General features: G+C 70.7%; 22 protein-coding genes and 2 tRNA genes. 19 read left to right on the forward strand and 5 right to left on the reverse strand.

Features of this window, described 5'->3' with window-relative positions:
- Positions 1-191 precede the first annotated feature (191 nt).
- From rplU to obgE, 3 genes are all read left to right on the forward strand, one after another.
- Complete coding sequence (gene rplU, locus ACTWP9_RS31065) at positions 192-515, forward strand: 50S ribosomal protein L21 (RefSeq protein WP_019358143.1); 324 nt, start codon at positions 192-194, stop codon at positions 513-515.
- 13 nt (positions 516-528) lie between these two features.
- A complete protein-coding gene (gene rpmA, locus ACTWP9_RS31070) occupies positions 529-786 on the forward strand; it encodes a 50S ribosomal protein L27 (protein WP_099880750.1) in 258 nt (85 codons plus the stop codon).
- A 147-nt stretch (positions 787-933) separates the two neighbouring features.
- Positions 934-2373, forward strand: a complete 1440-nt coding sequence (obgE, locus tag ACTWP9_RS31075) for a GTPase ObgE (RefSeq protein ID WP_443249654.1) — start codon at positions 934-936, stop codon at positions 2371-2373.
- Positions 2374-2499: 126 nt separating this feature from the next.
- On the opposite strand, the gene ACTWP9_RS31080 is transcribed toward obgE, so the two are convergent.
- Positions 2500-3750, reverse strand: coding sequence for a phospholipase D-like domain-containing protein (locus tag ACTWP9_RS31080; RefSeq protein WP_443249655.1), 1251 nt, complete (start codon positions 3748-3750; stop codon positions 2500-2502).
- A gap of 302 nt (positions 3751-4052) precedes the next feature.
- Positions 4053-6146, reverse strand: a complete 2094-nt coding sequence (locus tag ACTWP9_RS31085; protein WP_443249656.1) for a hypothetical protein — start codon at positions 6144-6146, stop codon at positions 4053-4055.
- A gap of 414 nt (positions 6147-6560) precedes the next feature.
- Here ACTWP9_RS31085 and proB point away from each other — a divergent pair, with 414 nt between their 5' ends.
- The 5 genes from proB (at position 6561) to ACTWP9_RS31110 (ending at position 11767) form a co-directional block, all read left to right on the forward strand.
- Positions 6561-7697, forward strand: a complete 1137-nt coding sequence (proB, locus tag ACTWP9_RS31090) for a glutamate 5-kinase (RefSeq protein WP_443249671.1) — start codon at positions 6561-6563, stop codon at positions 7695-7697.
- Between the two features lie 297 nt (positions 7698-7994).
- Positions 7995-8369, forward strand: coding sequence for a hypothetical protein (locus ACTWP9_RS31095; RefSeq protein ID WP_443249672.1), 375 nt, complete (start codon positions 7995-7997; stop codon positions 8367-8369).
- Positions 8370-8426: 57 nt separating this feature from the next.
- Positions 8427-9707, forward strand: coding sequence for a glutamate-5-semialdehyde dehydrogenase (locus ACTWP9_RS31100; protein ID WP_443249657.1), 1281 nt, complete (start codon positions 8427-8429; stop codon positions 9705-9707).
- A 70-nt stretch (positions 9708-9777) separates the two neighbouring features.
- A complete protein-coding gene (locus ACTWP9_RS31105) occupies positions 9778-10449 on the forward strand; it encodes an SCO2584 family spore wall biosynthesis protein (protein WP_443249658.1) in 672 nt (223 codons plus the stop codon).
- A 154-nt stretch (positions 10450-10603) separates the two neighbouring features.
- Positions 10604-11767: an SCO2583 family membrane protein gene (locus ACTWP9_RS31110; RefSeq protein WP_443249659.1), complete on the forward strand. Its 1164-nt coding sequence runs from the start codon at positions 10604-10606 to the stop codon at positions 11765-11767.
- On the opposite strand, the gene ACTWP9_RS31115 is transcribed toward ACTWP9_RS31110, so the two are convergent.
- Complete coding sequence (locus ACTWP9_RS31115; protein WP_443249660.1) at positions 11721-12833, reverse strand: M48 family metallopeptidase; 1113 nt, start codon at positions 12831-12833, stop codon at positions 11721-11723. The genes ACTWP9_RS31110 and ACTWP9_RS31115 overlap by 47 nt on opposite strands.
- A 238-nt stretch (positions 12834-13071) precedes the next feature.
- On the opposite strand from ACTWP9_RS31115, the gene ACTWP9_RS31120 reads away from it, so the two are divergent.
- From ACTWP9_RS31120 to ACTWP9_RS31145, 6 genes are all read left to right on the forward strand, one after another.
- Positions 13072-13242: a hypothetical protein gene (locus tag ACTWP9_RS31120; protein ID WP_443249661.1), complete on the forward strand. Its 171-nt coding sequence runs from the start codon at positions 13072-13074 to the stop codon at positions 13240-13242.
- 36 nt (positions 13243-13278) lie between these two features.
- The gene (nadD, locus tag ACTWP9_RS31125) at positions 13279-13923 is read left to right on the forward strand and encodes a nicotinate-nucleotide adenylyltransferase (RefSeq protein ID WP_443249662.1); all 645 of its coding nucleotides are present in this window, start codon (positions 13279-13281) and stop codon (positions 13921-13923) included.
- Positions 13920-15686, forward strand: coding sequence for a LytR C-terminal domain-containing protein (locus tag ACTWP9_RS31130; protein WP_443249663.1), 1767 nt, complete (start codon positions 13920-13922; stop codon positions 15684-15686). The genes nadD and ACTWP9_RS31130 overlap by 4 nt, the downstream gene beginning before the upstream one ends.
- A gap of 143 nt (positions 15687-15829) precedes the next feature.
- Positions 15830-16282 carry a ribosome silencing factor gene (gene rsfS / locus ACTWP9_RS31135; protein WP_443249664.1) on the forward strand — a complete coding sequence of 151 codons (453 nt, stop codon included), beginning with the start codon at positions 15830-15832 and terminating at the stop codon, positions 16280-16282.
- A complete protein-coding gene (locus ACTWP9_RS31140; RefSeq protein WP_443249673.1) occupies positions 16279-16932 on the forward strand; it encodes a histidine phosphatase family protein in 654 nt (217 codons plus the stop codon). The genes rsfS and ACTWP9_RS31140 overlap by 4 nt, the downstream gene beginning before the upstream one ends.
- A 119-nt stretch (positions 16933-17051) precedes the next feature.
- Positions 17052-17124: transfer RNA gene (locus ACTWP9_RS31145), tRNA-Ala, on the forward strand.
- Positions 17125-17224: 100 nt separating this feature from the next.
- Here the strand turns inward: ACTWP9_RS31145 and ACTWP9_RS31150 are convergent.
- Positions 17225-18274 (reverse strand): helix-turn-helix transcriptional regulator, encoded by a 1050-nt coding sequence (locus ACTWP9_RS31150; protein ID WP_443249665.1) that lies wholly within the window; start codon positions 18272-18274, stop codon positions 17225-17227.
- Positions 18275-18367: 93 nt separating this feature from the next.
- Here ACTWP9_RS31150 and ACTWP9_RS31155 point away from each other — a divergent pair, with 93 nt between their 5' ends.
- The 3 genes from ACTWP9_RS31155 (at position 18368) to ACTWP9_RS31165 (ending at position 20471) form a co-directional block, all read left to right on the forward strand.
- Positions 18368-19948, forward strand: a complete 1581-nt coding sequence (locus ACTWP9_RS31155; protein ID WP_443249666.1) for an MFS transporter — start codon at positions 18368-18370, stop codon at positions 19946-19948.
- 87 nt (positions 19949-20035) lie between these two features.
- Positions 20036-20230 carry a hypothetical protein gene (locus tag ACTWP9_RS31160; protein WP_443249667.1) on the forward strand — a complete coding sequence of 65 codons (195 nt, stop codon included), beginning with the start codon at positions 20036-20038 and terminating at the stop codon, positions 20228-20230.
- A gap of 7 nt (positions 20231-20237) precedes the next feature.
- Positions 20238-20471, forward strand: coding sequence for a hypothetical protein (locus ACTWP9_RS31165; protein WP_209241049.1), 234 nt, complete (start codon positions 20238-20240; stop codon positions 20469-20471).
- On the opposite strand, the gene ACTWP9_RS31170 is transcribed toward ACTWP9_RS31165, so the two are convergent.
- The gene (locus tag ACTWP9_RS31170; RefSeq protein ID WP_443249674.1) at positions 20450-21754 is read right to left on the reverse strand and encodes a glycosyltransferase 87 family protein; all 1305 of its coding nucleotides are present in this window, start codon (positions 21752-21754) and stop codon (positions 20450-20452) included. The genes ACTWP9_RS31165 and ACTWP9_RS31170 overlap by 22 nt on opposite strands.
- Before the next feature lie 280 nt (positions 21755-22034).
- On the opposite strand from ACTWP9_RS31170, the gene ACTWP9_RS31175 reads away from it, so the two are divergent.
- Both ACTWP9_RS31175 and leuS read left to right on the forward strand, forming a co-directional pair.
- Positions 22035-22107: transfer RNA gene (locus ACTWP9_RS31175), tRNA-Ala, on the forward strand.
- Positions 22108-22549: 442 nt separating this feature from the next.
- Positions 22550-25423 (forward strand): leucine--tRNA ligase, encoded by a 2874-nt coding sequence (gene leuS, locus ACTWP9_RS31180; protein ID WP_443249668.1) that lies wholly within the window; start codon positions 22550-22552, stop codon positions 25421-25423.
- The last annotated feature ends 120 nt before the right edge of the window (positions 25424-25543 follow it).

Here is a 25543-nt window from a genome sequence, read left to right on the forward strand (position 1 = left end):
CGACCAGGCCCCAGGTCCGTATGGGGTACCCTTGACCGTCGGCGTGCCCTCACCTGGGTGCGCTGCTCCTGAGCAAATCCCTCCCGGTTCCCGGGAGAGGCCGCTCAATCCTTCCGGATCAGATCCGCGCCTTCGTGTGCGGCCGGGCGGCTGGCGTCAGGAGCTTCGATTCGAGCGAGAGAGAGTTCCGCGTGTACGCGATCGTGCGCACCGGCGGGCGCCAGCAGAAGGTTTCTGTGGGCGACGTCATCGAGGTTGACCGTATTTCTGAGAGCAAGGTCGGCGACAGCGTCGAGCTCTCGACCCTGCTCGTTGTCGACGGTGACGCGGTCACCAGCGACCCCTGGGTCCTGGCGGGCGTGAAGGTTCAGGCCGAGGTGGTGGACCACCACAAGGGCGACAAGATCCGGATCCAGAAGTACAAGAACAAGACCGGGTACAAGAAGCGCATCGGCCACCGCCAGCTGCACACCGCGCTGAAGGTCACCGACATCCCCGCCCCGGCCAAGAAGTAAGGACTGAGGAGAGATGGCACACAAGAAGGGCGCATCGTCCACCCGGAACGGTCGCGACTCCAACCCGCAGTATCTCGGCGTGAAGCGCTTCGGCGGTCAGGTCGTCAACGCGGGTGAGATCCTGGTCCGCCAGCGCGGTACCCACTTCCACCCGGGCAAGGGCGTCGGCCGCGGCGGCGACGACACCCTGTTCGCGCTGGACGCGGGCGCGGTGCAGTTCGGCACCCACCGCGGCCGCAAGGTCGTGAACGTCGTCCCGGCCGCCAAGTAAGCAGCCGGACGGCACACTCTCCACATCCGAGGGCGGACCTCCTTCTCCCGTACGTACGGCGTATGCGTACGTACGGGAAGCGGGTCCGCCCTCGGCGCGTAGTACGCGCGTAGTACACCCCCCAGCACGCCTTGGAGGCACATCCCTATGACCACCTTCGTGGACCGCGTCGAGCTCCATGTCGCCGCGGGTAACGGTGGGCACGGCTGCGCCTCCGTGCACCGGGAGAAGTTCAAGCCGCTCGGTGGGCCCGACGGCGGCAACGGCGGGCGCGGCGGCGACGTGATCTTCGTCGTCGACCCGGACGTGACCACGCTGCTCGACTATCACCACAGCCCGCACCGCAAGGCCACCAACGGCCGGCCCGGCGAGGGCGGGCACCGGTCCGGGCAGGAGGGCAAGGACCTGGTGCTGCCGGTACCGGACGGCACCGTCGTCCTCGACAAGCGGGGCGAGGTGCTGGCCGACATGGTCGGTGCCGGCACCACCTTCGTCGCGGGCCGTGGCGGGCGCGGCGGGCTCGGCAACGCGGCGCTGGCCTCCGCGCGGCGCAAGGCGCCCGGCTTCGCGCTGCTGGGCGAGCCCGGCGAGGCGCGGGACGTCGTCCTGGAGCTGAAGACCGTCGCGGACGTCGCGCTCGTCGGCTACCCGAGTGCGGGCAAGTCCTCGCTGATCTCGGTGCTCTCGGCGGCCAAGCCGAAGATTGCCGACTACCCCTTCACCACGCTGGTGCCCAACCTGGGCGTGGTCACCGCCGGGGGCTCTGTCTACACCATCGCGGACGTGCCCGGGCTGATCCCCGGCGCCAGCGAGGGCAAGGGGCTCGGGCTGGAGTTCCTGCGGCACGTCGAGCGCTGCTCCGTGCTGGTCCACGTACTGGACTGCGCCACGCTGGAGACCGACCGCGACCCCGTCTCGGACCTGGATGTGATCGAGGCCGAGCTGGCCCGCTACGGCGGTCTGGACGACCGGCCGCGCGTCGTCGTCCTCAACAAGACGGACATCCCCGAGGGCAAGGACCTGGCCGACATCATCCGGCCCGACCTGGAGCAGCGCGGTATGCCCGTCTTCGAGGTCTCGGCCGTCTCCCGGCAGGGGCTCAAGGAACTGTCGTACGCGCTGGCGGGCCTGGTGGACGAGGCGCGCGCCGCACGCCCCGCACAGGAGTCCACCCGCATCGTCATCCGCCCCAAGGCCGTCGACGACGCGGGCTTCACGGTGACCCGCATCGAGGAGGGCTTCTTCCGCGTGCGCGGCGAGAAGCCCGAACGCTGGGTGCGGCAGACCGACTTCAACAACGACGAAGCCGTCGGCTACCTCGCCGACCGCCTCGCCCGCCTCGGTGTCGAGGACGAGCTGCTGAAGGCGGGCGCCCGCGAGGGCGACGGCGTCGCCATCGGCGACGAGGACAACGCCGTCGTCTTCGACTGGGAGCCCACCATGGTCACCGGCGCCGAGATGCTCGGCCGCCGTGGCGAGGACCACCGCATGGACGCGCCCCGCCCCGCCGCCCAGCGCCGCCGCGACCGCGAGGCCGAGCGCGACGAAGTCCTGGGCGAGTACGAGGACTTCGACCCGTTCGAGTGAGGACGCGCCCCGAAGGAGCGCGGGGAACTGCGCGCCCAGCCGAGACGCACGCGCAGCCCGCGTGCGTCAGGCAGGGGCACCCGTTGTCGGCACAAAGGAGGCGCGGCAACGCCCGCCGGACAAGCCCTAATCCTCCGGCTGCGGGCTGACTCCCTTGCAGCTGGGGGTGTTGTCGCGGAGGCCAGGGAGTGCTGAGCTGCGTACGAGGCGGAAGCGGCGTACATAGGCGTCGTGGACGGCGGACTTGTCGATCTTCAGCAGCGCTTCGTCGTTCCTGGTGAGGGCCGGGCCCGAGTAGTTGTGGCTGCCGGTCCACACCAGCTTGTTCGGGGTGCCTGCGTAGCGGCCGGAGATCATCAGGGTCTTGGAGTGGATGACTTGGCGCGGGGTCTTGCGGTTGGCGTCGTCGTCGTGGTGCAGGCACCGTACGGCCGGGCCGCGGCGTGCGTGCAGGGTCTCCCAGGTGCCGGGTGAGCCGGTGCTGTCCTTGCTGTCGGCCTCGGCGTAGACGATGTCGACGGCGCAGCCCTGCCGTTGCATTGCGGTGAGCTTCTCGGCGACGCCCTGCCGGGTGAACTTGAACATGGCCAGCCGCACTCTGGTGCGGTGGCTGCCGCGGGCGTCCTTCCAGCGGCAGGTGACGTGGTCGAGGATGCCGCGCACGGTGTCGCGGCCGTTCGGCCGCGGGAAGAAGTAGCCGGTGTAGGGCGAGGCGCGTGAGCGGGTGTAGCGCCAGGCCCGCCAGTCGGCCGCGGCGACCTTGTTGAAATACCGGCTGTAGGCCGTGTAGGTACGGGCGTGGGAGACGACCATCGCGTCGTTCCAGAACTTGGTGTAGCTGCCGGTGGACAGGTTCGAGGACGTCTGCACCACGACGTTTCGTAAACCGCCGGTACGGGAGAAGAGCCAGAACTTGTTGTGCGCGATGGAAGCGCCCGAACGCGGGTTGCCCAGACAGGACTTGCGCTTCGGGCAGAGCCCGACGAAGGACCGTTTCGCCCGGTCCGTGCCGAGCGCCTTGCGGAGGATCTTGTAGGAGCTGCTGGAGGGCATCGCGGTCACGCTGGACTTGTCCAGCATCACCCGGACGTGTACGCGGCGCTTGGCGGAGGTGTGTGCCTTGGCGAGCGCGCGGGCCACCTCGGCGTCCCAGAAGTGGTAGAGGGCGACCTTGATCGTGGAGCGGGGCGCTGCGGCCTTGATCCGGGCCAGCAGGTCGCTGCGGATGGTGCGCTGCTGGGCGGGGGCGCCGTTGGGCCGGTTGAAGACGGGGCCGGTGCCGGTAGCGGCGGCTGCGGCGGGGGAGGGGGCGGCGAGGTGGAGCCCTGCCACCAGGAGCAGGGCGAGCGGTGTTGCGGCGGTTCTCAGGCGTGTCACGTGCATGCCCTCCTGGCTGATGGTGCGGAACCCGGCATATGTGCATGCAGGGTCGTCAGCGAGCGTAGGGACGCGAGGCCCGGCTTTCAGGGCATTGCGTGACGGCCTGGGGCGGGTGGAGTCCGATGTGACGCAGGCATACGAAAGGGCCCCGAGAGGTGAACTCCTCCCGGGGCCCCGCACCGTTCCGCGCTCCTGCGCGCCGGTGTATGCCGTACGCGTCGCACGAACGAGTGGCTCGGCGAACGAGTGGCGGTGTGGCGCAGCGCCGGCCGCGCAGGCCGGCGATCGGCGTCAGTGCCCTATGTGGGTACCGCGTCCTCCGGGTCCGCGGTGCTCGGCGCCTCCAGCTCGGCTTCCTCGGCGGCTTCCTCCGCCTCCCGCTGGCCGGGGATCTCGGTCGTACGCTGCGCGACGCGCTCGTTCCTGGCGGCGGCCTCGGCCGCCAGCTCCAGTGCTGCGGCGTTGAAGCGGGCGAGCGAGGGCGGGTCGGAGGGACCCAGCAGATGCGTCTTGAGCTCCTGGCGGGCCCGCACCAGATTGTCCTTCTCCGGGTGGCGCACCGACTCCAGCAACGCGGGAATCTGCCCCGCGTCGGGTGTGAGCACCGTGCCCGCCCGTACGGTCGGGAAGGTGCCGCGGAACTCGTCCTCGGTCATACCGCTGGTGTTGGCGACCGCGTACGGCTTCTCGCTGGTGAGGTAGTCGGAGACGACGGAGGAGACGTCCGAGATCAGCAGGTCCGCCTGGTTGAAGCAGCTGAAGATCGCCGGCCGCGGACCGGTGATGATCTGGTGCTCCCACTCCGGGAAGGACGCCCAGTAGGCCGCCTCCCACGCCTCAGTGGCGGCCCGTACCCGATCGGCGTTGCCCTCCTCGGGCGTGCCCTGGATCTTCATCCGCTCCATCTCGTCCGCGCTGCGGCGGAACGCGGAGGTGGAGACCTGGTCCAGCCCCGCCGTGCGGCGCTCCAGCTCGGCGACGGCTTCCGGGTTGCGCCGGGCGTCGCCGCGGGCCGCGTTGGCCTCTGTGATCAGGGCGCGGATGCGCTGGTCGGCGGCGCCCGCGCGGGGGTCGACCGAGCCGGTCATCGGGTGCGGCTTGTACAGCAGCCGCACCTTCGGGTCCGCCAGCAGCGCCTTGACGATGTTCTCGCCGGCCAGCCGCACCGAGGTGTTGCCCGGGTTGCCGTCCCAGCCCTCCCAGGTGGGCGCGTACAGCACTGTCGTGTACTCGCTCCTGGGCGCCGCCGCGCGCTCGTCGGCGTGCTGGATGGGGCTCAGCTGCGGGCGGCCGACCTCGACCACGTCCTTGTCGTCCACCCCGACCTCGGCGAGCTGGTAGCGCTCGCGGGCCGCCTCACCGGCGACCCACACCTGGTCGTACGCCTTGGCGTAGGGGTTGCAGGAGGAGAGCTTGTCGGACTCGCCGTGGTTGATGAAGGCGTGCTTGAGGGTGGGGATGCGCAGCACCTGGGACGTCTTGCCGGAGTTCGCCGGGTGCAGCAGCACCTTGAGCGTGGAGTGCTCCAGCCGCATCAGATGGGCGACCTTGGGGATGCAGACGATCGGAATGTCGGTGGCGTCGATCTTCTGCACCATGAACCGCTCACGCAGCACGATCAGCGGGCGTCCGTCCAGCTGGGCGAGGGTGCCCAGCCACATGTTCGCCTGGTAGGCGGAGGACGCACCGCCGGAGAAGTACATGCCGACGGTGGGCTTGTACTGCTCCAGCCACTGATCCAGCCACGCCAGCACGTCCTGCTCGCTCCTGGAGCGGTTCTTCGGCAGCAGCCAGGTGGCCAGGTAGAAGGCGGAGCTCAGCGACAGCAGCAGGGTGCAGCTCACGCCGATGAGACCCCACTCCTGGACCGACAGGCTCGCGCTGAGCATCAGGCCCACGGTGCCGGGGATCGAGAAGCGCAGCAGCCTGCGGCTGGGCTGGCGGGCCAGCAGCCGGGAGGGCGCGTCGGCGAGGTTCAGCGACGAGGTGTCGATGTTGCGGGTGACGACCGGCAGCGTGCGGGTGCGGCGCACCAGCTGGGCCACCGCCTGGCACAGGAAGTGCGCGGCGTACGCGGCCAGCAGCAGCAGGGTGAGCGGGCGCTCGATGTCCGGCGGGACCTCGGGAATGCGCACCAGGCCGATGACGACCAGCATGTCGCGGAGCAGCTGGCGCGTGGTGACGTCGAAACGGACCTTCCCGAGCAGCGCCAGCAGTCCCGGCTGCTTGTGCGTCAGGTACAGGTCGAGGGCGAGTCCCGCCAGCGAGGCGGCGACGAAGACGGGCACGTTCGGCAGCAGCGCACCCGCGAGCTGCACGGTGTAGAACACCGCGAGCGCGAGCAGGGCCGCGAGCTGCACGGCGCGTCGTGTGGAGAGTCCGGCAGAGGGCACGGGCTGGGCTCCTGGCATGGAGATCGAGGGTCGACGGGAACGGGCGTAAGGAGTGGCCGGATGGCGGTGGCCAGGGTCGACCACCGACCGTATGACGCCCGCGGGTCAAGTGACAATCTTCGCCGGGCCAAGATGTGGGCTTACCTGGTCAAAGGTAACCATCCGCACGCGTCCATTGCGCGAAACGGATGAGCGTCGCGAAGCAGCGCTGACGTAGATTGCGAAGGAGAGAGCACGGCGGGTCACGGCCATGGGGCGCACAGCGGCGCCCCATGGCCCGCCGCGGCGGCACAGGCGCGAGGGATACGGGCGGGCGTGACAGGAGACAGTGGAACAGGGCGCGTGGCGGGCGTCACGGGGGACGGCCATCAGGGCACGGGCGCCACCGAGAGTGAGCGGGCGGCTCGCCGGGCCGTGCGGGAGGCGCGCCGCGTCGTCGTCAAGGTCGGCTCCTCCTCGCTGACGACCGCAGCGGGCGGACTGGACGCCGACCGGGTGGACGCCCTCGTCGACGTACTGGCCAAGCACGTCGACGCCGGGAGCCCTCAGCGTGAGCATGCCGGGCTTCCTGGCCGGGAGATAGTGCTGGTCTCCTCCGGCGCCATCGCCGCCGGGCTGGCGCCGCTGGGGCTGGCCAAGCGCCCCCGCGATCTGGCCCGCCAGCAGGCCGCCGCGAGCGTCGGCCAGGGGCTGCTGGTGGCCCGCTACACGGCCTCCTTCGCACGCTACGGCCGCCGCGTCGGCCAGGTGCTGCTGACCTCGGACGACACCAGCCGCCGTGCGCACTACCGGAACGCCTACCGCACCCTGGACCAGCTGCTGGCCATGGGTGCGGTGCCGATCGTCAACGAGAACGACACGGTGGCCACCGACGAGATCCGCTTCGGCGACAACGACCGGCTCGCCGCGCTGGTCGCCCATCTCGTCCGGGCCGACCTGCTGATCCTCCTCTCCGACGTGGACGGCCTCTACGACGGCAACCCCGCCACCCCCGGCACCCGCCGCATCGCCCAGGTGCACGGCCCCGCCGACCTGGAGGGCATCGACATCGGCAGCGCGGGCAGCGCGGGTGTCGGCACCGGCGGCATGGTCACCAAGGTCGAGGCGGCGGGTATCGCGGCGGGCGCCGGCGTGCCCGTGGTGCTGACCTCCGCCGTGCACGCCGCCGATGCGCTGGCGGGCCGCGAGACCGGTACGTACTTCCATCCGACAGGCCGGCGTGCGGCGGGGCGCCTGCTGTGGCTCGCGCACGCCTCCACGCCCACCGGGGCGCTCACACTGGACGAGGGCGCCGTCCGCGCCGTCGTGGAGCGCCGTACCTCGTTGCTGCCCGCCGGTATCGCCGGGGTGGAGGGCGACTTCTCCGCGGGTGACCCGGTGGAGCTGCGGGACACCCGGGGGCGGGCCGTGGCACGCGGGCTGGTGAACTTCGACGCCAAGGAGCTGCCGCGGCTGCTCGGCCGCACCACGTACGAGCTGGCCAGGGAGCTGGGCCCGGCCTACGAGCGCGAGGTCGTCCACCGCGACGACCTGGTGCTGCTGCGGTCCTGAGCGCTGCGTCCGGCGCGCGGCCGACCAGCGCTCTCTGATGTTCGGCTGATCGCAACTGTCTGCTGCGCTTCCGATTCGGGCGGACCGTTGCAGTCCAGGAAAAAGTCCAGCCTTTCCATGGACACGTTCCGTAAAACGGCCCCGCACGCGCTCTCGGACTGGTCAACTTTGACGCGGGCGATGCGAGCAGCACGTGCACCCGCACGTGCACGCATCGTTCCTTCGGCGGCACCCACAGTCACATTGCACCAGCACCACTCCAGGAGGCCACCGGTGAGACGACTGGCCAGCGTCGATATGGCGTCTTCTCCCCAGCCCGAGACACGAGTCGGCTCCCGGCTCTGGCACATCACACTCAGCGTCGCAGGGCAGGAGGCGCCGCTGGCCGACGTACGGCGCGCCCTCGAACAGCTCGCCCACGACCATCCGTTCCTGCTGACCAGCCGCTACGCCAACGATCACGCGGAGATCCGGTACTGGGAGGAGGCCCACGACCTGCACGACGCCGCTGCCGTGGCGCTGCGGCTGTGGGGCGAGCACCGTTCCTCGGCCAAGCTGCCGCCCTGGGAGATCGTGGGCCTGGAAGTGATCGGCCGCGAGACCTATCACCAGCGGGTCGCCGAGGGCTACGGCCCGCCGCCCGCCAGCCCGGTGGGGGTGCACCCGTTCTGAGCGGCCCGTTCTGAGACGCCGGGGCGGCCCGCCGCGTGCCCCGGCTACCATCGCGCCATGAGCGCATCCGAGATCCCGGACACCCCCGTCCGTCAGGCGGCCCGCCGCGCGCGGACAGCGGCAGCCGACCTCGCCCCGGCCCCCCGCACCACCCGTGACACCGCGCTGCTGGCCATCGCCGAGGCGCTCACGGCCAGGACGGACGAGATCGTCGCCGCCAACGCCGATGACGTCGCCAAGGCGCGCGCCGCCGGCACGGCGGAGTCCGTCGTGGACCGGCTCACGCTGACCCCCGAGCGGGTCGCGGCCATCGCCTCCGACGTCCGCGACGTGATCGCGCTGCCCGACCCGGTGGGCGAGGTGCAGCGCGGCTCGACGCTGCCCAACGGCCTTGAGCTGCGCCAGGTGCGGGTCCCGCTGGGCGTCGTCGGGATCATCTACGAGGCCCGTCCGAACGTCACCGTCGACGCCGCCGCGCTCTGCCTCAAATCCGGCAACGCCGTGCTGCTGCGCGGCTCGTCCTCCGCGCACAACTCCAACACGGCGCTGGTCGCCGTGCTGCGCGACGCGGTCGCCGAGGCCGGACTCCCCGCCGACGCGGTGCAGTTGGTGCCCGGCGAGAGCCGGGAGAGCGTCACCGAGCTGATGCGCGCCCGGGGTCTGGTGGACGTGCTGATCCCGCGCGGTGGCGCCTCGCTGATCAAGACCGTGGTGGAGCAGTCCACCGTCCCCGTCATCGAGACCGGCACCGGCAACTGCCACGTCTACGTGGACGAGCGCGCCGACATCGACACCGCGCTCGCCATCCTCGTCAACTCCAAGGCCCAGCGCCCCAGCGTCTGCAACGCCGCCGAGACCGTGCTGGTGCACGCGGGGATCGCCGACGCCTTCCTGCCCCGCGCCCTCGAAGCGCTCGCCGAGGCCGGCGTCACCGTGCACGGCGACAACGCCTGGCAGACGGCGGCCGGCGCCTCCGGCCGGACCGTGCTGCCGGCCGGCGACGAGGACTGGGCGAGCGAGTATCTGTCGTACGACATCGCGGCGGCCGTGGTGCCCTCGCTGGATGCCGCCGTCGAGCACATCCGCGCCTGGTCCTCCGGGCACACCGAGGCGATCGTCACCGCCGACACCGCCGCGGCCCGCCGCTTCACGACGCTGGTGGACTCCGCAGCCGTCATGGTGAACGCCTCCACCCGGTTCACGGACGGCGCCCAGTTCGGCTTCGGCGCCGAGATCGGGATCTCCACACAGAAGCTGCACGCGCGCGGTCCCATGGGCCTGCCGGAGCTGACCTCCACGAAATACGTGGTCACCGGGGACGGTCACATCCGGAACTGACCGCACCGATTTTCCTCCCGCCTCCCTCCGGCCCTGCCCAAATTGACCGCATAGGTCTACGCTGGATCGCGTGCCGGACGACGTGGGGGGCAGGCCGTTCCCGGACGGCGAGGAGCCCGAGTACCGCGACCACGGGGCGGCGGACGACGAGTTCGCCTCCGTGGTACTCGACGAGGACTTCGTACGCGCCGCCGAGGTCCATGAGCCGAGCGCGGCCGAACGGATACTCGCCTCCGCCCAGTCGCACGCGGAGCACACGGAGAACGAGAACCTCCGCGCCGCGGAGGACGGCTTCGGCTATCCGCGCGGCGAGGGCGAGTTCCCGCACGAAGAGTTCGCCGATGCGGACGACGCCTTCGACGAAGACCCGGACGACGACGAGGGCCGCTTCAACCGCTCCGACTACCGCACGGAGTACGACGGTTCCGAGGGCTTTCCCCCGGAGCTGGACCCTGCCTACGAGCACGGCGCCGACTTCGGATACCCGTACGGCTACGGCCGTTACGCACCGCACGGCCGGGGCCCGCGCCCCTACCGCGGCCACCGCAGCTGGCAGCGGCCCGTCGCCTGGGTGCTGGCCGTGGTGATGGGGATCGGCATGGTGGCGCTCGCCTTCTCGGCCGTCTACCGGGGCACCTCCGGCCAGCGACAGCACCCCACGCCGCCCCCCGCCACCACCGGCGTGGACCCCAGCGGGCCGGGCGCCCTGCCGAGCGTCTCCGCCGAACCGCCCGGCGGCTGAGCCCGCACCCGGTGGCCGAGCCCGCCGGAGTCCGCGGAGCCCGCCCGGTGGCCGATCGCGGCATGGCCCCGGAGTGGAACAGGACCTGCGGGTTTCCGCAAGTTGGGCGGGGCCGCGCCGTTCGCGTCCGCCCGGTCGGTCCTACCCTGTTGTTATGGGCGGGCGAGTGGATCCTCCTGACGGGACGCCCGACGGCGGTCCCAACGGCGGCGACGACGAATACCGATCCCTGGTGTTCGACGAGTCGTTCATCAAGGCTGCCCGGCTCCAGGAGTTCTCGGCGCAGGAGCGGCTCCAGGACGAGGAGCACGCCGCGGTCCGCGCCCGCCCCGAGGCCGAGCGCAGCGGCAGGACGGCCCTGGGCCTCTCCCGGCAGGGACTGATCCTGGTGCTGCTGATCGCCCTCGCCTTCGGCACCGCCATCTACATGGGCATACGGAACCCGTACCGGTCCCCCACGCGGACCGGCGCCGAGCCGCTGCACAGCGAAGTGCTGCCGCTGGCACCCACCGAACCCGTCCCGGGCAGCACCCCGGCGGATCTGTTCGCGAACAGCCCCGCGGCCCGGTTCGCGACCGGGGCCGACGGAGTGGCACTGCCACCCGTTCGGAGCAGCGGCCACTTCTCCGAGAGCCAGGTGCTTTCCGCCCTCACCGTGGCCAAGGACTACGTGGTGGAGAGCTCGCTCGACCCGGACGTGCTCACCGGCGGCGCGGTGCGTCCGGTGCGCGTACTGCTCAACGCCCGCCAGCAGCGCCAGTTCGACCAGAGCGTGGAGAAACCCCGTAACGACGGACGGCACGCAGCCACCGCCTGGATGGTCCGCCTCGACCGCGGCAAGGCGGCCCTGGCCAGTACCAAGGTGCGGGTCGACGGCACCCTCGCGGTGCAGGAGGTCGGCGACGGGCTGGAGGTCACCGCGGACCACGTCTTCGTCTACGCCGTACGCCCGGCCGGCGGGGGCAAGAGCGCCGGGAAGAACCCGGGCAGGAGCGAAAAGGCGGGCAGGGGCGGGGACGCGCACAAGGGCGCATCCCTGTTCTCCGTACGCCGCCAGGTGCGCTTCCGTTTGGAGCGCGAGGACCTGCGCGACCACCAGGTCAACGTGCGGCAGGTCGCCATGCGCGCCGGGCCGATGAACTGCGGTGAGGATCCCGCCGACGCGCTGACACCGCTGCTGGCGGGCGAGCGGGCCAAGGACGCGGGAAAGGCGGGGACCGACCCCTATGCGCGGGGCCGGTCCACCGCCTCGATGTGCGGGCTGCTGGCGTCTAACGCTCAGCCGAGCCCGGACCGTCCTTCCCGTCCGAGCCGTTAGCGTGCCCGTTCGTGCCGTCCTGGCCGCCGCCGGAGGCGCCGCGGCCCGTGAAGGTGTCGCGCAGCCTGCCGCCGACGTCACCGACGCCGCCCGCCAGGTCGCGGACGAAGCCCATCAGCGGGTCCTTGCTGTTGCGCACCGACTCGGAGTAGTGGTTCGCCGACTCCTTGAAGGAGTCCCGGACCGAGGTGTCCTTGTCGTCCGAGCGCTTGGGGAAGTGGCCGTCCATGATCCGCTGGTAGTCGCGGCTGGCCGCCCACTTCTTCAGCTCTGCGGCGCGCACGGTGGTGAAGGGGTGCGAGCGCGGCAGCACGTTCATGATCTTCAGTACGGAGTCGCGCAGATCGCCGCCCGCCTCGTACTCCTCGGCCTGCGCCAGGAAGGCGTCGACGTTCATCTCGTGCAGGTGGTTGCCGCCCGCCAGCTTCATCAGCCCGCGCATCGACGCCTGGAGGTCCTGGCCCACCAGCAGCCCGGCGCGGTCGGCCGACAGCTCCGACTTGCGGAACCACTCGCGCAGCGCCGTCACCAGCGCCATGACTGCGACGTTCCCCAGCGGAATCCAGGCGACCTTGAACGCCAGGTTGGAAAGGAACAGCAGTATCGTCCGGTAGACCGCGTGGCCGGAGAGGGCGTGCCCGACCTCGTGGCCGACCACAGCCCGCATCTCCTCCTCGTCCAGTAGCTCGACCAGGCCGGTGGTGAGGACGATGATCGGCTCGTCCATGCCCACGCACATCGCGTTCGGCTTCGGATCCTGGGTGACGTACATCGGCGGGATCTTCTCCAGATCCAGGATGTAACAGGCGTCCCGCAGCATCGCGTTGAGATGGGCGAACTGCTGGTCGCCGACCCGCACCGAGTCGGAGAGGAACAGCAGTCGCATGCTGCGCTCCGGCAGCAGACCGCTCAGTGCCTTGACCGCGGTGTCGAACCCGCTCAGCTTGCGCAGCGCGACCAGGGCCGAGCGGTCGGTCGGGTGCTCGTACGCGCGCGACGAGATCCCCTCAAAGCGCCGCCTCTCGCGGCCGGGCAGGCGCTCCGTGCCGCCTGTGCCGTCTGTCATGGTGTTTCCCCCTCTTCGACTGGGCTGTCCACACTAGAGGGTGGGACGCGGAGCGGGGCCTTCCCGTTGCGTCCGGAACAGTCCCGGAACAGTCCGGGAAGAGTCGGGGTGAGGCGCCGAAGCGTCCCCGCTTACGATGTGGCTGCGCAGTTCCGCGCCGCACCGGTGTTGTTCACCGGCGCGCGGCACGGGTACGGCGCAGCCACTGTCCGCGCCTCACGGGATAGGTTCCGCGACGATGACTCTGCCCAGCACCGCACATGACGCCCTGCTGACCCTCGCCTCAGGGGGCGAGCACGGTGAGGGCGGTTCGCACGAGAGCCTGAACCCGTACCTGACCGGCGGGGGCGCGCTGCTCGCGCTGTTCCTGCTGCTGTGGATCACCACCCGTTTCAACCGGGATCGCTGAGCCCGAGCGGAATCGCTGAGCGTAAAGTCGTCCCGCATGGGAGAGGACATAGTGCCCGGGACCGGTAAGCGGCGGCTCGGCGTGATGGGTGGGACCTTCGACCCCATCCACCACGGTCACCTGGTGGCCGCGAGCGAGGTGGCGGCACGCTTCCACCTCGACGAGGTGGTGTTCGTGCCGGCCGGGCAGCCCTGGCAGAAGAGCCACCGGCAGGTCTCGCCGGCCGAGGACCGCTATCTGATGACGGTGATCGCGACGGCGTCGAATCCGCAGTTCTCGGTCAGCAGGATCGACATCGACCGCGGTGGCAAGACGTACACGATCGATACGCTGCGCGAGCTCGCCGAGGCCAATCCGGACACGGACCTGTTCTTCATCACGGGCGCCGACGCCCTGTCGCAGATCCTGAGCTGGCGCAACACCGAAGAGCTGTTCTCGCTGGCCCACTTCATCGGCGTCACCCGCCCCGGGCACGCGCTGGCCGACCCGGGGCTGCCGCAGGGCGGCGTCTCCCTGGTGGAGGTGCCTGCGCTGGCCATCTCCTCCACGGACTGCCGTGCCCGGGTGGAACGCGGGGATCCGGTCTGGTACCTGGTCCCTGACGGCGTTGTGCGGTACATCAACAAGCGTGCGCTGTACCGGCAGGACGGGGGCGGCACGGAGGGGGACTCGCGAGCGTGAGCGACGGCTACGGATACGACCCGTACGGTCGGCAGCCCGAGATCACCGGCTACGACGAGTACGGCAGGCCCGTATACCGCCGACAGGAAGCGCAGCAGGAGGGCCCCGGCGCTGATCCGTACGACGGACAGGTCGGACCGGACGCGTCGTACCCGTCGTACGACCCGTATGCGGGCTACACGTCCCAGCAGGGCGGCTACTACGACACATACGACCCGTACGCGCAGCAGCCCCCGCAGCCGCAGCAGACCCCGCAGTACACCGAGCCGCAGCCGCCGCAGCAGACCGACTGGGTGCCCACCCAGGGGCAGCCGCCGCAGCACGAGCAGCAGCACGAGCAGTACGGCGGGCAGCAGTACGCGCCCCAGCAGTACGTCGAGCCCCAGCAGTACGCGCAGCAGCAGTCCGGGCAGTCGGTGGCCGAGGCGGCGGCCGGACAAACCACTCCCGGCACCACTCCGGGCAGTGCCATCGGTGCCGCTTCCGGCCAGGCGAAGCCCTCCTCCGGCCCGGCGGACGACTACCGTACCGAGCAATTCTCGTTCGTCGAGGAGACCAGCGACGACTCCGAGGACGTCATCGACTGGCTCAAATTCACCGAGAGCCGCACCGAGCGCCGCGAGGAAGCCAAGCGCAAGGGCCGCAACCGCGTCGTCGCGCTCGTCGTCGTCCTCGCGCTGCTGCTGGCGGGCGGCGTGGGCTACCTCTGGTACGCGGGCATGCTTCCGGGCACCGGTGACGGCCAGGGCAAGGGCGGCACCGCGGCCGGCGCACACCGGGACGTCATCGTGGTGCACCTGCGCGAGCGGGGCGGCGTCAGCTCCACGGCGCTGCTCGTGGACAACGAGGGCGCGGGCCAGGGCTCCACCGTGCTGCTGCCGAACTCGCTGGCCGTCTCCACGGAGGACGGCAGGACGACCACGCTCGGCAAGTCCGTGGAGGACGAGGGCGCCGGGCCCACCCGCGACTCCCTGAACACCCTGCTCGGCTCCGGTATCAAGGGCACCTGGCGGCTGGACACCCCGTATCTGGAGAACCTCGTCGAGCTCGTCGGCGGTATCGCGGTGAACACCGACACCACCGTGCCCAGCGCGAAGAAGGGCGAAGCGCCGCAGGTCAAGCGGGGCAGCAACCAGGACCTGGACGGTCGGGCCGCCGTCGCCTACGCCACGTACCGGGCCCAGGGCGAGCTCCAGACCAAGCAGCTCGCCCGGTTCGGGCAGGTCATGCAGGCGGTGCTCAAAAAGCTCTCCAGCGACACGGGAGCGGTCACCAAGACCGTCGAGTCCCTCGGCCAGATCCCCGACCCCTCGCTCTCCGAGGCCCAGCTGGGCGCCTCCCTGGCCAAGCTGGCGAACCACGCCAAGCAGAGCGACTACCGCACCAGGACCCTGCCCGTACGGGCTGACGGGACGCTCAGTCCGCAGGTCAGCGACGAGGTCGTCAAGAAGGTGCTCGGCGGCAGCGTCAAGAACTCCGATCCCGACGCGGCGCCCCGGGTGAGCCTGAAGAACGCCACCGGCAAGCGCGGCCTGGACAACGCCGCCTCCGCCGCGCTGGTCAACGGCGGCTACACCGTCGTCAAGGGCGGCACGGGCACCACCCGCACCAGGTCGCTGGTGACCTATGCGGAGGCCGGGCAGCAGGCCAAGGCGCAGGAGATCGCCAAGACGCTGGGGCTGCCCGGCAGCGCGGTCCGCAAGGCCAGGGGCGCCGCCAACGCGGACGTCACGGTCCTGCTGGGAGGCGACTACCGGGGCTGACCCGCCGAGCCGGCTCCGTGACCCGGGACCGGCCGCGACGAGAAAGGCCCGACGAGGAACGGCCGCGCCGACAAGGCTGAAATCCGGTCGCGCGGCCGTGAGACCCTGGAACACGAGATGTTTCCGACCCGAAAGCCTTGCCTGTGACCGCCACGGACCGTTCCCTCGAGCTGATCAACACCGCCGCCCAGGCGGCGGCCGACAAGCTCGCGCACGACATCGTCGCCTACGACGTCAGCGACGTGCTCGCCATCACCGACGCCTTCCTGCTCGCATCGGCGCCCAACGACCGGCAGGTCAAGGGCATCGTCGACGAGATCGAGGAGCGGCTGAACAAGGAGCTGGGCGCCAAGCCCGCCCGCCGCGAGGGCGAGCGTGACGGCCGCTGGGTGCTCCTCGACTACGTCGACATCGTCGTCCACGTCCAGCACAGCGAGGAGCGCGTCTTCTACGCTCTGGAGCGGCTGTGGAAGGACTGCCCGCAGCTGGAGCTGCCCGAGGACGCCAAGGCGACCCGCGGCAGGGCCGCCGAGCACGCGAACGCGGTGGCGGCAGGCGCCGAGCAGGTGGACGAACTGGACGGAGAGCTGCGCTGAACGGCACGGGGGCGGTACGGAACCGCAAAATCGTTCTGTGGCGCCACGGCCAGACCGCGTGGAACCTCGAACGCCGCTTCCAGGGCTCGACGGACATCCCGCTCACCGACGCCGGTCTCGACCAGGCGCGGCGCGCTGCGCGGCTGCTGGCCGGACTGCGTCCGGACGCGATCCTCGCCTCGGACCTGAAGCGCACCACCGCCACGGCCGCCGAGCTGGCCGCGCTGACCGGGCTCGACGTCACGCACGACGAGGGCCTGCGGGAGACGTACGCGGGCGACTGGCAGGGCCTCACGCACGAGGAGATCGTCGCCCGCTTCGGCGAGCAGTACGCCGCCTGGAAGCGGGGCGAGCCGGTGCGCCGGGGCGGCGGTGAGCTGGAGACCGAGGTCGCCGAGCGGGCTGCGCCCGTGGTCGAGCGCGGCGTGGACAAGCTGCCGGACGGCGGCACGCTCGTCGTCGTCAGCCACGGCGGCACCATCCGCACCACCATCGGGCGGCTCATCGGGTTGCCGCCGGGCACCTGGGAGGCGCTGGGCGGGCTGTCCAATTGCAGCTGGTCCGTCCTGGGCGAGACGGTGCGCGGCTGGCGGCTGCTGGAGCACAACGCGGGCAGCCTGCCCGAGCCGGTGCTCGGCGACGACGACTGAGGACGCCCACGGGCGGCCGCAGGGCGGTCGAGGGAGTGGTGGCGGGCAGCCGGATTTCTCATTCGGTCCGGCCACCAGCTAAGCTGCATCTCGTTCTCGGCGCTCCGGCGCCGGTCCGCGGGGCTATAGCTCAGTTGGTAGAGCGCTTGCATGGCATGCAAGAGGTCAGGAGTTCGATTCTCCTTAGCTCCACACGAACCTCTCGAATCCCGTCCTCCGCCGCCACGGAGGGCGGGATTTTTGCTGTGCCTGTGTGCCTGTGTGCGCCCGGGGGCGGGGGCGCTCCTGGCGTTCAGTCCACGTCCACATCCATGTCTACGTCTACGTCTACGCCCATCGTGCACAGCTCCTTCGACTTCCGTCGGCTCGCGCGCAGCAGCCGCTCGCGTATGCGCGACAGCGGCTGGGCGTGCTCCGGGCAGCCGATCATGGGGTCTTCTGTCGTCCGCAGCCGCGCGAGCAGCTCCTCGGTCTCGTCGTCGTGCGGCACATAGGCCACGATCCGCGTCTCGGCGGCGCCGCTGATCTGGAGCGAGGTCGAGCTGAGCCGCAGCTGACCGACCGAGGCGTGCTGCACCAGCTTGATCCGCGCTCCGGGCGGGGCCACATCACCGCTGCGCCACAGCTGTGTGAACTCCTCGCTCGCCTCGCACATGCGGCTGATGAACTGCTCCCAGGGAGCCTCGCCGACGTGCCGGCCGTACGTACCGCGCAGCGTGGCCACCATCAGCGACAGCTCCGCCTCGCGGTTGAGGATCGGGCAGCAGCACGGCGGCATCGTCACGAACTGCTGCCACAGCACGTTGCGTTCGGGCTGGCCCACCAGATCCAGGACCGGGAAGAGGTTGCGATAGCCGCCGTTGGCGGCCAGCACGTCGTACCGGCCGTTGTAGACCACGGCGGGCATCGGGTCCATCGCGCCGAGGATGCGGTGGACCTCCGGCTCGACGGTCTCGGCGATCCGCTCCGGGGACGGTGGGTGGGGCACCTCCGCCAGGTGGTACAGATGCTCGCGCTCGGCCTCGTCCAGGCCCAGCGTGCGGGCCACCGCGTCCAGGACCTGTGCGCTCGCGTTGATCGGCCGGCCCTGCTCCAGCCACGTGTACCAGGTCACCCCCACGCCGGAGAGCTGGGCGACCTCCTCGCGGCGCAGCCCCGGGGTGCGGCGGCGGGGGCCGGCGGGCATCCCGACGTCGGCGGGGGAGACCCGAGCGCGACGGCCACGCAGAAATGCGGCCAGCTCGGACCGGCGGCGCCGGGCCGCCGAACGCGACGTTCCGGCGGCGGTGCCCGCTGCTCGTGGCTCCGTTCCTGTCTCGGCGATGACTGTCACATCCCCCATCGTCGCGGCAGCGCGAACCGGCTGCCAGGTGCTGTCAGTACCAGCATCGCGGGGCTCTCGGGACCTTCGGCCCGCCCCGGCCAGGCTCGGTGCATGACCTTCGCTCCTTCGTCTTCCGCTTCTCCGGCTCCGGCCGCGCGGACTTCCGTCCCGGCAGCAAGTACCGCCTCCGAGCGCCGGATTCCCGACGACCGCATTCTCAGTAAAGAGCACGCCACTGACAGTGGACCCGGCACCGCACGTCGCGGCCCGCATCCCGGGTGGCTGCTGGCGATCGTGCTCACCGGCCAGTTCATGGCGCTGCTGGACACCTTCATCGTCAATGTCGCCGCCCCTGACCTACGCGCGGACCTGCACGCCTCAGGCGCCGGGCTCCAACTGGTGATCGCGGGTTACACCATCGCCTACGCGGTGCTGCTGATCACCGGGGCGCGGCTGGGGGCCCTGCTGGGCCACAGCCGGGTGTTCCTGGCCGGCCTCGCCCTCTTCACCGCCGCCTCGCTGGCCTGCGGACTGGCGACGGGCACCGGCCAGCTGATCGCCTTCCGGCTGGTGCAGGGCGCGGGCGGCGCCGCGATGCTGCCGCAGGTGCTCAGCCTGATCCAGCGCACCTTCACCGGGCTCGCCCGCACCCGCGCGCTGGGTGCCTACGCGGCCGTGCTCGGGGTCGGTGCGGCGGCGGGGCAACTGCTGGGCGGGGTGCTGGTGAGCGCCGACCTGTTCGGCTGGGGGTGGCGCCCGGTCTTCCTGATCAACGTTCCGGTGGGCCTCGCCCTGCTCGCCCTGGCGCCCTGGCTGATGGACGTACGCGGTGAGGCCAGGGGCGGCACCGAGGAGCGGCGCGCGCTGGATCTGCCGGGGCTGGTACTGCTCGGTGCGGTGCTGCTGCTGTTCACCGTCCCCGTGGTGCTCGGACGGGAGCAGGGCTGGCCGCTGTGGGGATGGGTCTCCCTGGCCCTGTGCGCCGCTCTCGTCCCGGCCTTCGCGCGCTACGAGATACTGCTGGCCCGGCGCGGCGGCAGGCCGCTGATCTCGCCGCTGGTGCTGCGGGCGCCGGGCGTACCACTGGCCGTCGTACGGATCTTCTGCATGATGGCCGTCAACGCCGGATTCGTCCTGGTGCTGATGCTGCACCTGCAGAGCGGACTGGGGAAGAGCGCACTGCTGGCCGGGTTCTCGATGGTGCCGACGGCCGTGCTGTTCGCCTTGGTCGGTACGAACTGGCGACGCCTCCCGCAGTCCTGGCACCCGCGGCTGTCGGCCGCCGGGTTCCTGACCACCGCGGCCTCGTTCGGGTTGCTGGGGGTGCTGCTGTCGGACGGCGGCGACGGCGGTGCATGGCTCTACGTCTGCCAGGCCGTCAGCGGCATCGGGATGTCCCTCGCCTACAACCCCGTATTGTCGCGCACGCTGTCGAGCGTGCGGCAGAGCGAAGCCGCCGACGCCAGCGGCCTGCTGGTGACCACCGCGCAGCTCGGACTGCTGAGCGGGGTGGCGCTGTTCGGCGCCGTCTTCCTGGAGCGGGTGGAGGGTACGGCGCCGTCCGCCGACACCTCGGCCCACGCGCTCGTCGCCACTTGTGCGGCACTGCTGACCGGAACGCTCGTCGGTGCTGCGGCGGGGCCGTTGAACGGGCTGGTGCGCCGGGTAAGAGGATTGCCAGGGGATCGCTGACCGGCCCTTAGGCCGGACGCCGGAACGTGGCAGAATCGTGACGGCTGGAAGGGGGAGAGCCGAGGGGGAAGGGGAGGGACGAGTGCGATGTCGGCGACGGTCCTCGACGAGGACGGCTCCGGGCCCGCGCCCAAGTGGCCCCCGCCCCGTACGGAGCTCACCCGGGGCGCTCCGTGCAACCTTCAGTGCCCGTCCTGCGGTTCGGCGAACGTCGCCCAAGTGCTCGGCGACAATGGAGGAGTGTCCTACGTGTGCACGGCTTGCGGCCACATCTGGAGCTGAGTGAGGGATGGGCGCCCACAGCAGGAAGTGCGACTGGTGCGGCAGCGGCACCCCGATCGTCCGTGACATGGAGCCGGTCAACAGCGACTACCAGTACTGGTGCGAGGACTGCGCTCGGGCGCTGATCATAAAGGGCGACCCGATCGAGACCTACCGGGAGCTGGACGGTGAGCCGATCTACGGCCGCCTGCTGGAGGCCCACTGCACGCTGAAGCGTTTCTACTCCTTCGCGACGGCCTGAGCCCCCGCCCGGGTCACCGTTCCGGCCTCCGGCCACGCTCCCGTCTCCCTCCATCCGGGGCCGCGCCCGCAGCCCCGTCCGCGCAGTGCGTCCCTCGTCACCACGGCCGCGACGACCAGGAACGCCGCCCCTGCGAGCGGATAACAGGCCGACAGCAGCATCTGGGCGCCGTTCTGGTGGAGTTCGGGCGGACGGGAAGAGCCCGCGTCACGCGGAACCCACCACAGCGCGTACGAGCAGAACACCAAGCCGGTCAGCAGTGTCCCGGCCAGCCAGCGGCGACTGCCGCGGCGCTGCGCCTCCGCGCCGAGCAGCAGCAACAGCGGCAGGCACCACACCCAGTGGTGCGACCAGGAGATCGGACTGATCAGCAGCGTGGTCACGGCACAGGCGACGGCGGCCCAGGCCGTCCCGTGCGGCAGCCCGCGCTGCCCCGCCAGAGCCGCTGCCACGGCCACCCCCAGGCCGAGCACGGCCGCCAGGAAAGCCAGCACCATCCACAGCCAGCCCGGGTCGCCGGTGTGCAGCAGCCGCGCTGCCACGCCGCTCAGCGACTGGTTGTCGGTGATCTCCGTACGCCCCACCCGGTCGGACTGGAAGAGGGCCCCGCCCCAGAAGCGCCGGGAGTCGTGCGGCAGCACCACTGCGGACAGCACGGCGGTGCCCAGGAACGTCACTGTCGCGACCGTCGCCTGCCGCAGCCATGGGTTCCACAGTGCTGTTGTGCGCCCTGTGCGCCGCAGCCGACGCCAGCCCTGGACCAGTCCGCACAGTGCGAGGAAAACGGCGAACAGCGCGGGCGTCAGCTTGATCCCCGCCGCGATGCCGATGCCTATCCCCGCCCAGCGGGTCCCCGGGCGGCGGGTCAGGTCCCAGAGCACCAATGCGGCCAGCAGCAGGTTGATCTGCCCGTAGCGCAGCGTCGTCCACACCGGTTCGCACCACACCACGAACGAGGCGATCCCCAGGGCCGCAGCGCCCCGCGGGACGTGCAGCGGGCGGCCCAGCAGTCGCAGCGACAGATGGATGAGCACCACCAGCAGCCCGAGGTTGGCGAACGTCGCCACCCCGCGCATGTCGGCCACGTCCAGCAGCGTCAGCGGAAGGAACAGCAGCGCGGCGAAGGGCGGATAGGTGGCGGGCAGGTCGGCGTAGGTGGCGCGCATCGAGTACAGGTCGTAACCGTTGCGCACGGTCCAGCCCTCGGCCCGGTAGACCATCAGGTCGATCATCGAGACGTTCGCTGTGCGCTGCGCGGCCCAGAAGGCGGCGAAGGAAACCATGGACAGGGCTGTCGCCAGCGTGACCGGCCGACGCAGCAGATATCCCTTGAGCCCAAGGTATCCCCTGAGCGCCGATGACCATTTGCTCTCGGCGGCCTGGTACAACGTGCTCACGAGCCGACAGTATCGACCGGCCGGCGGCCGGCACCGCCGGGGCGGAACTGCCCGGTCGCAGCTCGGCCCGGGTCGGGGCATATCGGAAAGCGATTTGGCGGAACGCGGTGTCCCCCGTGTAAGCTGGCGAAGCCGCCGCGGGGAAGCCCCGGCGGACCAGAAATCTGGGGCTATAGCTCAGTTGGTAGAGCGCTTGCATGGCATGCAAGAGGTCAGGAGTTCGATTCTCCTTAGCTCCACAGAAGCGAGAGCGAGGTGTGCCAACCGCCTGCGGCGGTTTGGCCGCCTCGCTTCCTTTGTTTTTGCGGCTTCGCCGCGTTGTGGGGGCTTCGCCACCCACACCCCCTTTGGAGGGTGGCCCCCTCGATGTGAGGGCTCCGTCTTCTCGACGTGAGGGCTCCTGCCGGTGTGAGGGTTCGGTCCAGCCGGTACGAGGGTTCGGCCCTCTTGTCTGTGGGTGGTCTCTCGTCTTGGGCCTGTAGGTGGTCTCCAGGCGGGGGTTCGGGGGGTGCGGTACCCTGTGCCCTATGCGTGCCGTACGCCTTCTGCTTAGCGAGCCGCGCTGAATCAGCACCGGTCCCTCTCCCGCGGACCGGGGTCGGCGCGGCTCCCCCTCCTGTGCGAGGGGTTTTTTCGTTTCAGGAGAGCTGGGCAGAGACGACCGATGGAGCTTTGAGGACGATGAGCGAGACGACCACCGCCGCCGAGATCGCGGCCCCTTATCGCTACACGGCGGCCCTGGCCGCCGACATCGAGGCACGCTGGCAGGACTTCTGGGAGAAGCACGGCACCTATGAGGCGCCCAACCCCGGCGAGGGCTCGCTGGGCGGCGCCCCGGAGCAGGCTGCCAAGCCGAAGAAGTTCATCATGGACATGTTCCCCTACCCCTCGGGTGCGGGGCTGCACGTCGGGCACCCCCTGGGCTACATCGCCACGGATGTCTACGCCCGCTATGCGCGAATGACCGGGCACAACGTGCTGCACACCCTGGGTTTCGACGCCTTCGGTCTGCCCGCCGAGCAGTACGCCGTCCAGACGGGCACCCACCCGCGTACGTCGACCGAGGCCAACATCGTCCAGATGACGGCCCAGCTGCGCCGCCTGGGCCTGGGGCACGACCAGCGCAGGTCGTTCGCGACGATCGACCCCTCGTACTACCGCTGGACCCAGTGGATCTTCCTGCAGATCTTCAACTCCTGGTACGACACCGAGGCGCGCAAGGCACGCCCCATCGAGGAGCTGGTCGAGCAGTTCGCCTCGGGCGCCCGTAAGACGCCGGAGGGCTGGGGAGCCTGGAGCGAGCTGAGTGAGCGGGAGCGGGCCGACCTGCTGGGCGAGTACCGGCTGGCCTACGCCTCCGACGCGCCGGTCAACTGGAGCCCCGGCCTGGGCACCGTGCTGGCCAACGAGGAGGTCACCGCCGACGGCCGCTCCGAGCGCGGCAACTTCCCCGTCTTCAAGGCGAAGCTGCGGCAGTGGAACATGCGGATCACCGCCTACGCCGACCGCCTGGTGGACGACCTGGATGACCTGGACTGGCCCGAGGCGATCAAGCTGCAGCAGCGCAACTGGATCGGCCGCAGCGAGGGCGCCCGGATCAGCTTCCCCGTCGGGGACACGCACATCGACGTCTTCACCACTCGCCAGGACACCCTGTTCGGCGCCACCTACCTGGTGCTGGCGCCCGAGCATCCGCTGGTCGAGTCCTTCGCCCCCGAAGTCTGGCCCGAGGACACCCACCAGGTGTGGACCGGCGGCCACGCGACACCGGCCGAGGCTGTCGCCGCGTACCGGGCGCAGGCGGAGGCCAAGTCGGACGTGGAGCGTCAGGCGGAGGCCAAGGACAAGACCGGTGTCTTCACCGGTGTCTACGCCACCAACCCGGTCAGCCAGGAGAAGGTGCCGGTCTTCATCGCCGACTATGTGCTGATGGGCTACGGCACCGGCGCGATCATGGCCGTTCCCGCGCACGACCAGCGCGACTTCGAGTTCGCGCGCGCCTTCGAGCTGCCCCTGCGCTGTGTCGTCGAGCCCACCGACGGCCGCGGGACGGACACCTCGACCTGGGAGAACGCGTTCGGCTCGTACGACGCGACCATCGTCAACTCCAGCGACCACGACATCTCCCTGGACGGCCTGGGCGTGCACGAGGCCAAGGAGCGGATGCGGCAGTGGCTGGAGGAGCACGGGCTGGGTGAGGGCACCGTCAACTACCGGCTGCGCGACTGGCTGTTCAGCAGGCAGCGCTACTGGGGCGAGCCGTTTCCGATCGTCTACGACGAGGACGGCATCGCGCACGCGCTGCCCGAGTCGATGCTGCCGCTGGAGCTGCCGGAGGTCGAGGACTACTCCCCGCGCACCTTCGACCCGGACGACGCGAACACCTCGCCGGAGACCCCGCTGTCCCGGAACGAGGAGTGGACCAACGTCACCCTGGACCTGGGCGACGGCAAGGGCCCGCGCCGCTTCCGGCGGGAGACCAACACCATGCCCAACTGGGCGGGTTCCTGCTGGTACGAGCTGCGCTATCTGGATCCGCGGAACGACGAGAAGCTGGTCGACCCTGAGATCGAGCGCTATTGGATGGGCCCGCGGGAGGGGCAGCCGAAGGGCGGTGTCGACCTGTACGTGGGCGGTGCCGAGCACGCCGTGCTGCACCTGCTGTACGCGCGTTTCTGGTCGAAGGTGCTGCACGACCTGGGCCACATCTCGTCCGCCGAGCCGTTCCACAAGCTGTACAACCAGGGCATGATCCAGGCGTACGTCTACCGGGACGCGCGCGGCATCGCCGTACCGGCCGCCGAGGTGGAGGAGCGCGACGGCGCGTACTACTACCAGGGCGAGAGGGTCAGCCGTCTGCTGGGCAAGATGGGCAAGTCCCTGAAGAACGCCGTCACCCCGGACGAGATCTGCACGGACTACGGCGCCGACACCCTGCGGCTGTACGAGATGGCCATGGGCCCGCTGGATGTCTCCCGGCCCTGGGACACCCGCGCCGTCGTGGGTCAGTTCCGGCTGCTGCAACGGCTGTGGCGCAACGCCGTGGACGAGGCGACGGGCGAGGTCACCGTAGTCGACACCGAGCCGGACGAGGCCACGCTGCGCGCGGTGCACAAGGCGATCGACGGCGTCACCCAGGACATGGCCGGCCTGCGATTCAACACCGCGATCGCCAAGATCACGGAGCTGAACAACCACGTCACGAAGCTGCGCGAGGTGCCCCGCTCCGTGGTCGAGACCATGGTGCTGCTGATCGCCCCGCTGGCTCCGCACATCGCCGAGGAGCTGTGGCGCAAGCTGGGCCACGAGGAGTCGGTCGTCTACGAGGACTTCCCCGTCGCCGACCCGGCCTACCTGGTGGACGAGGCCGTGACCTGCGTCGTACAGGTCAAGGGCAAGGTCAAGGCCAGGCTGGAGGTGTCGCCCTCGGTCTCCGAGTCCGAGCTGGAAGCCCTGGCCCTGGCCGAGCCCGTGATCGTGAAGTCGCTGGGCGGTGCGGAGGTGCGCAAGGTGATCGTCCGCGCGCCGAAGCTGGTCAACATCGTCCCGGCGTGATCGTCGCGGTCTGACCGCCATGGCGTAGCGGCCGTGGCGTAGGAACGGCAGGCCCTTCGTGGGCGCGCCGTCCCTTACGGGACTTCACGGGGGCTGTTCCTGGTTCCTCGGAAACCAGAG

The sequence above is a fragment of the Streptomyces sp. 3N207 genome (assembly GCF_052246355.1).
GTDB lineage: Bacteria > Actinomycetota > Actinomycetes > Streptomycetales > Streptomycetaceae > Streptomyces.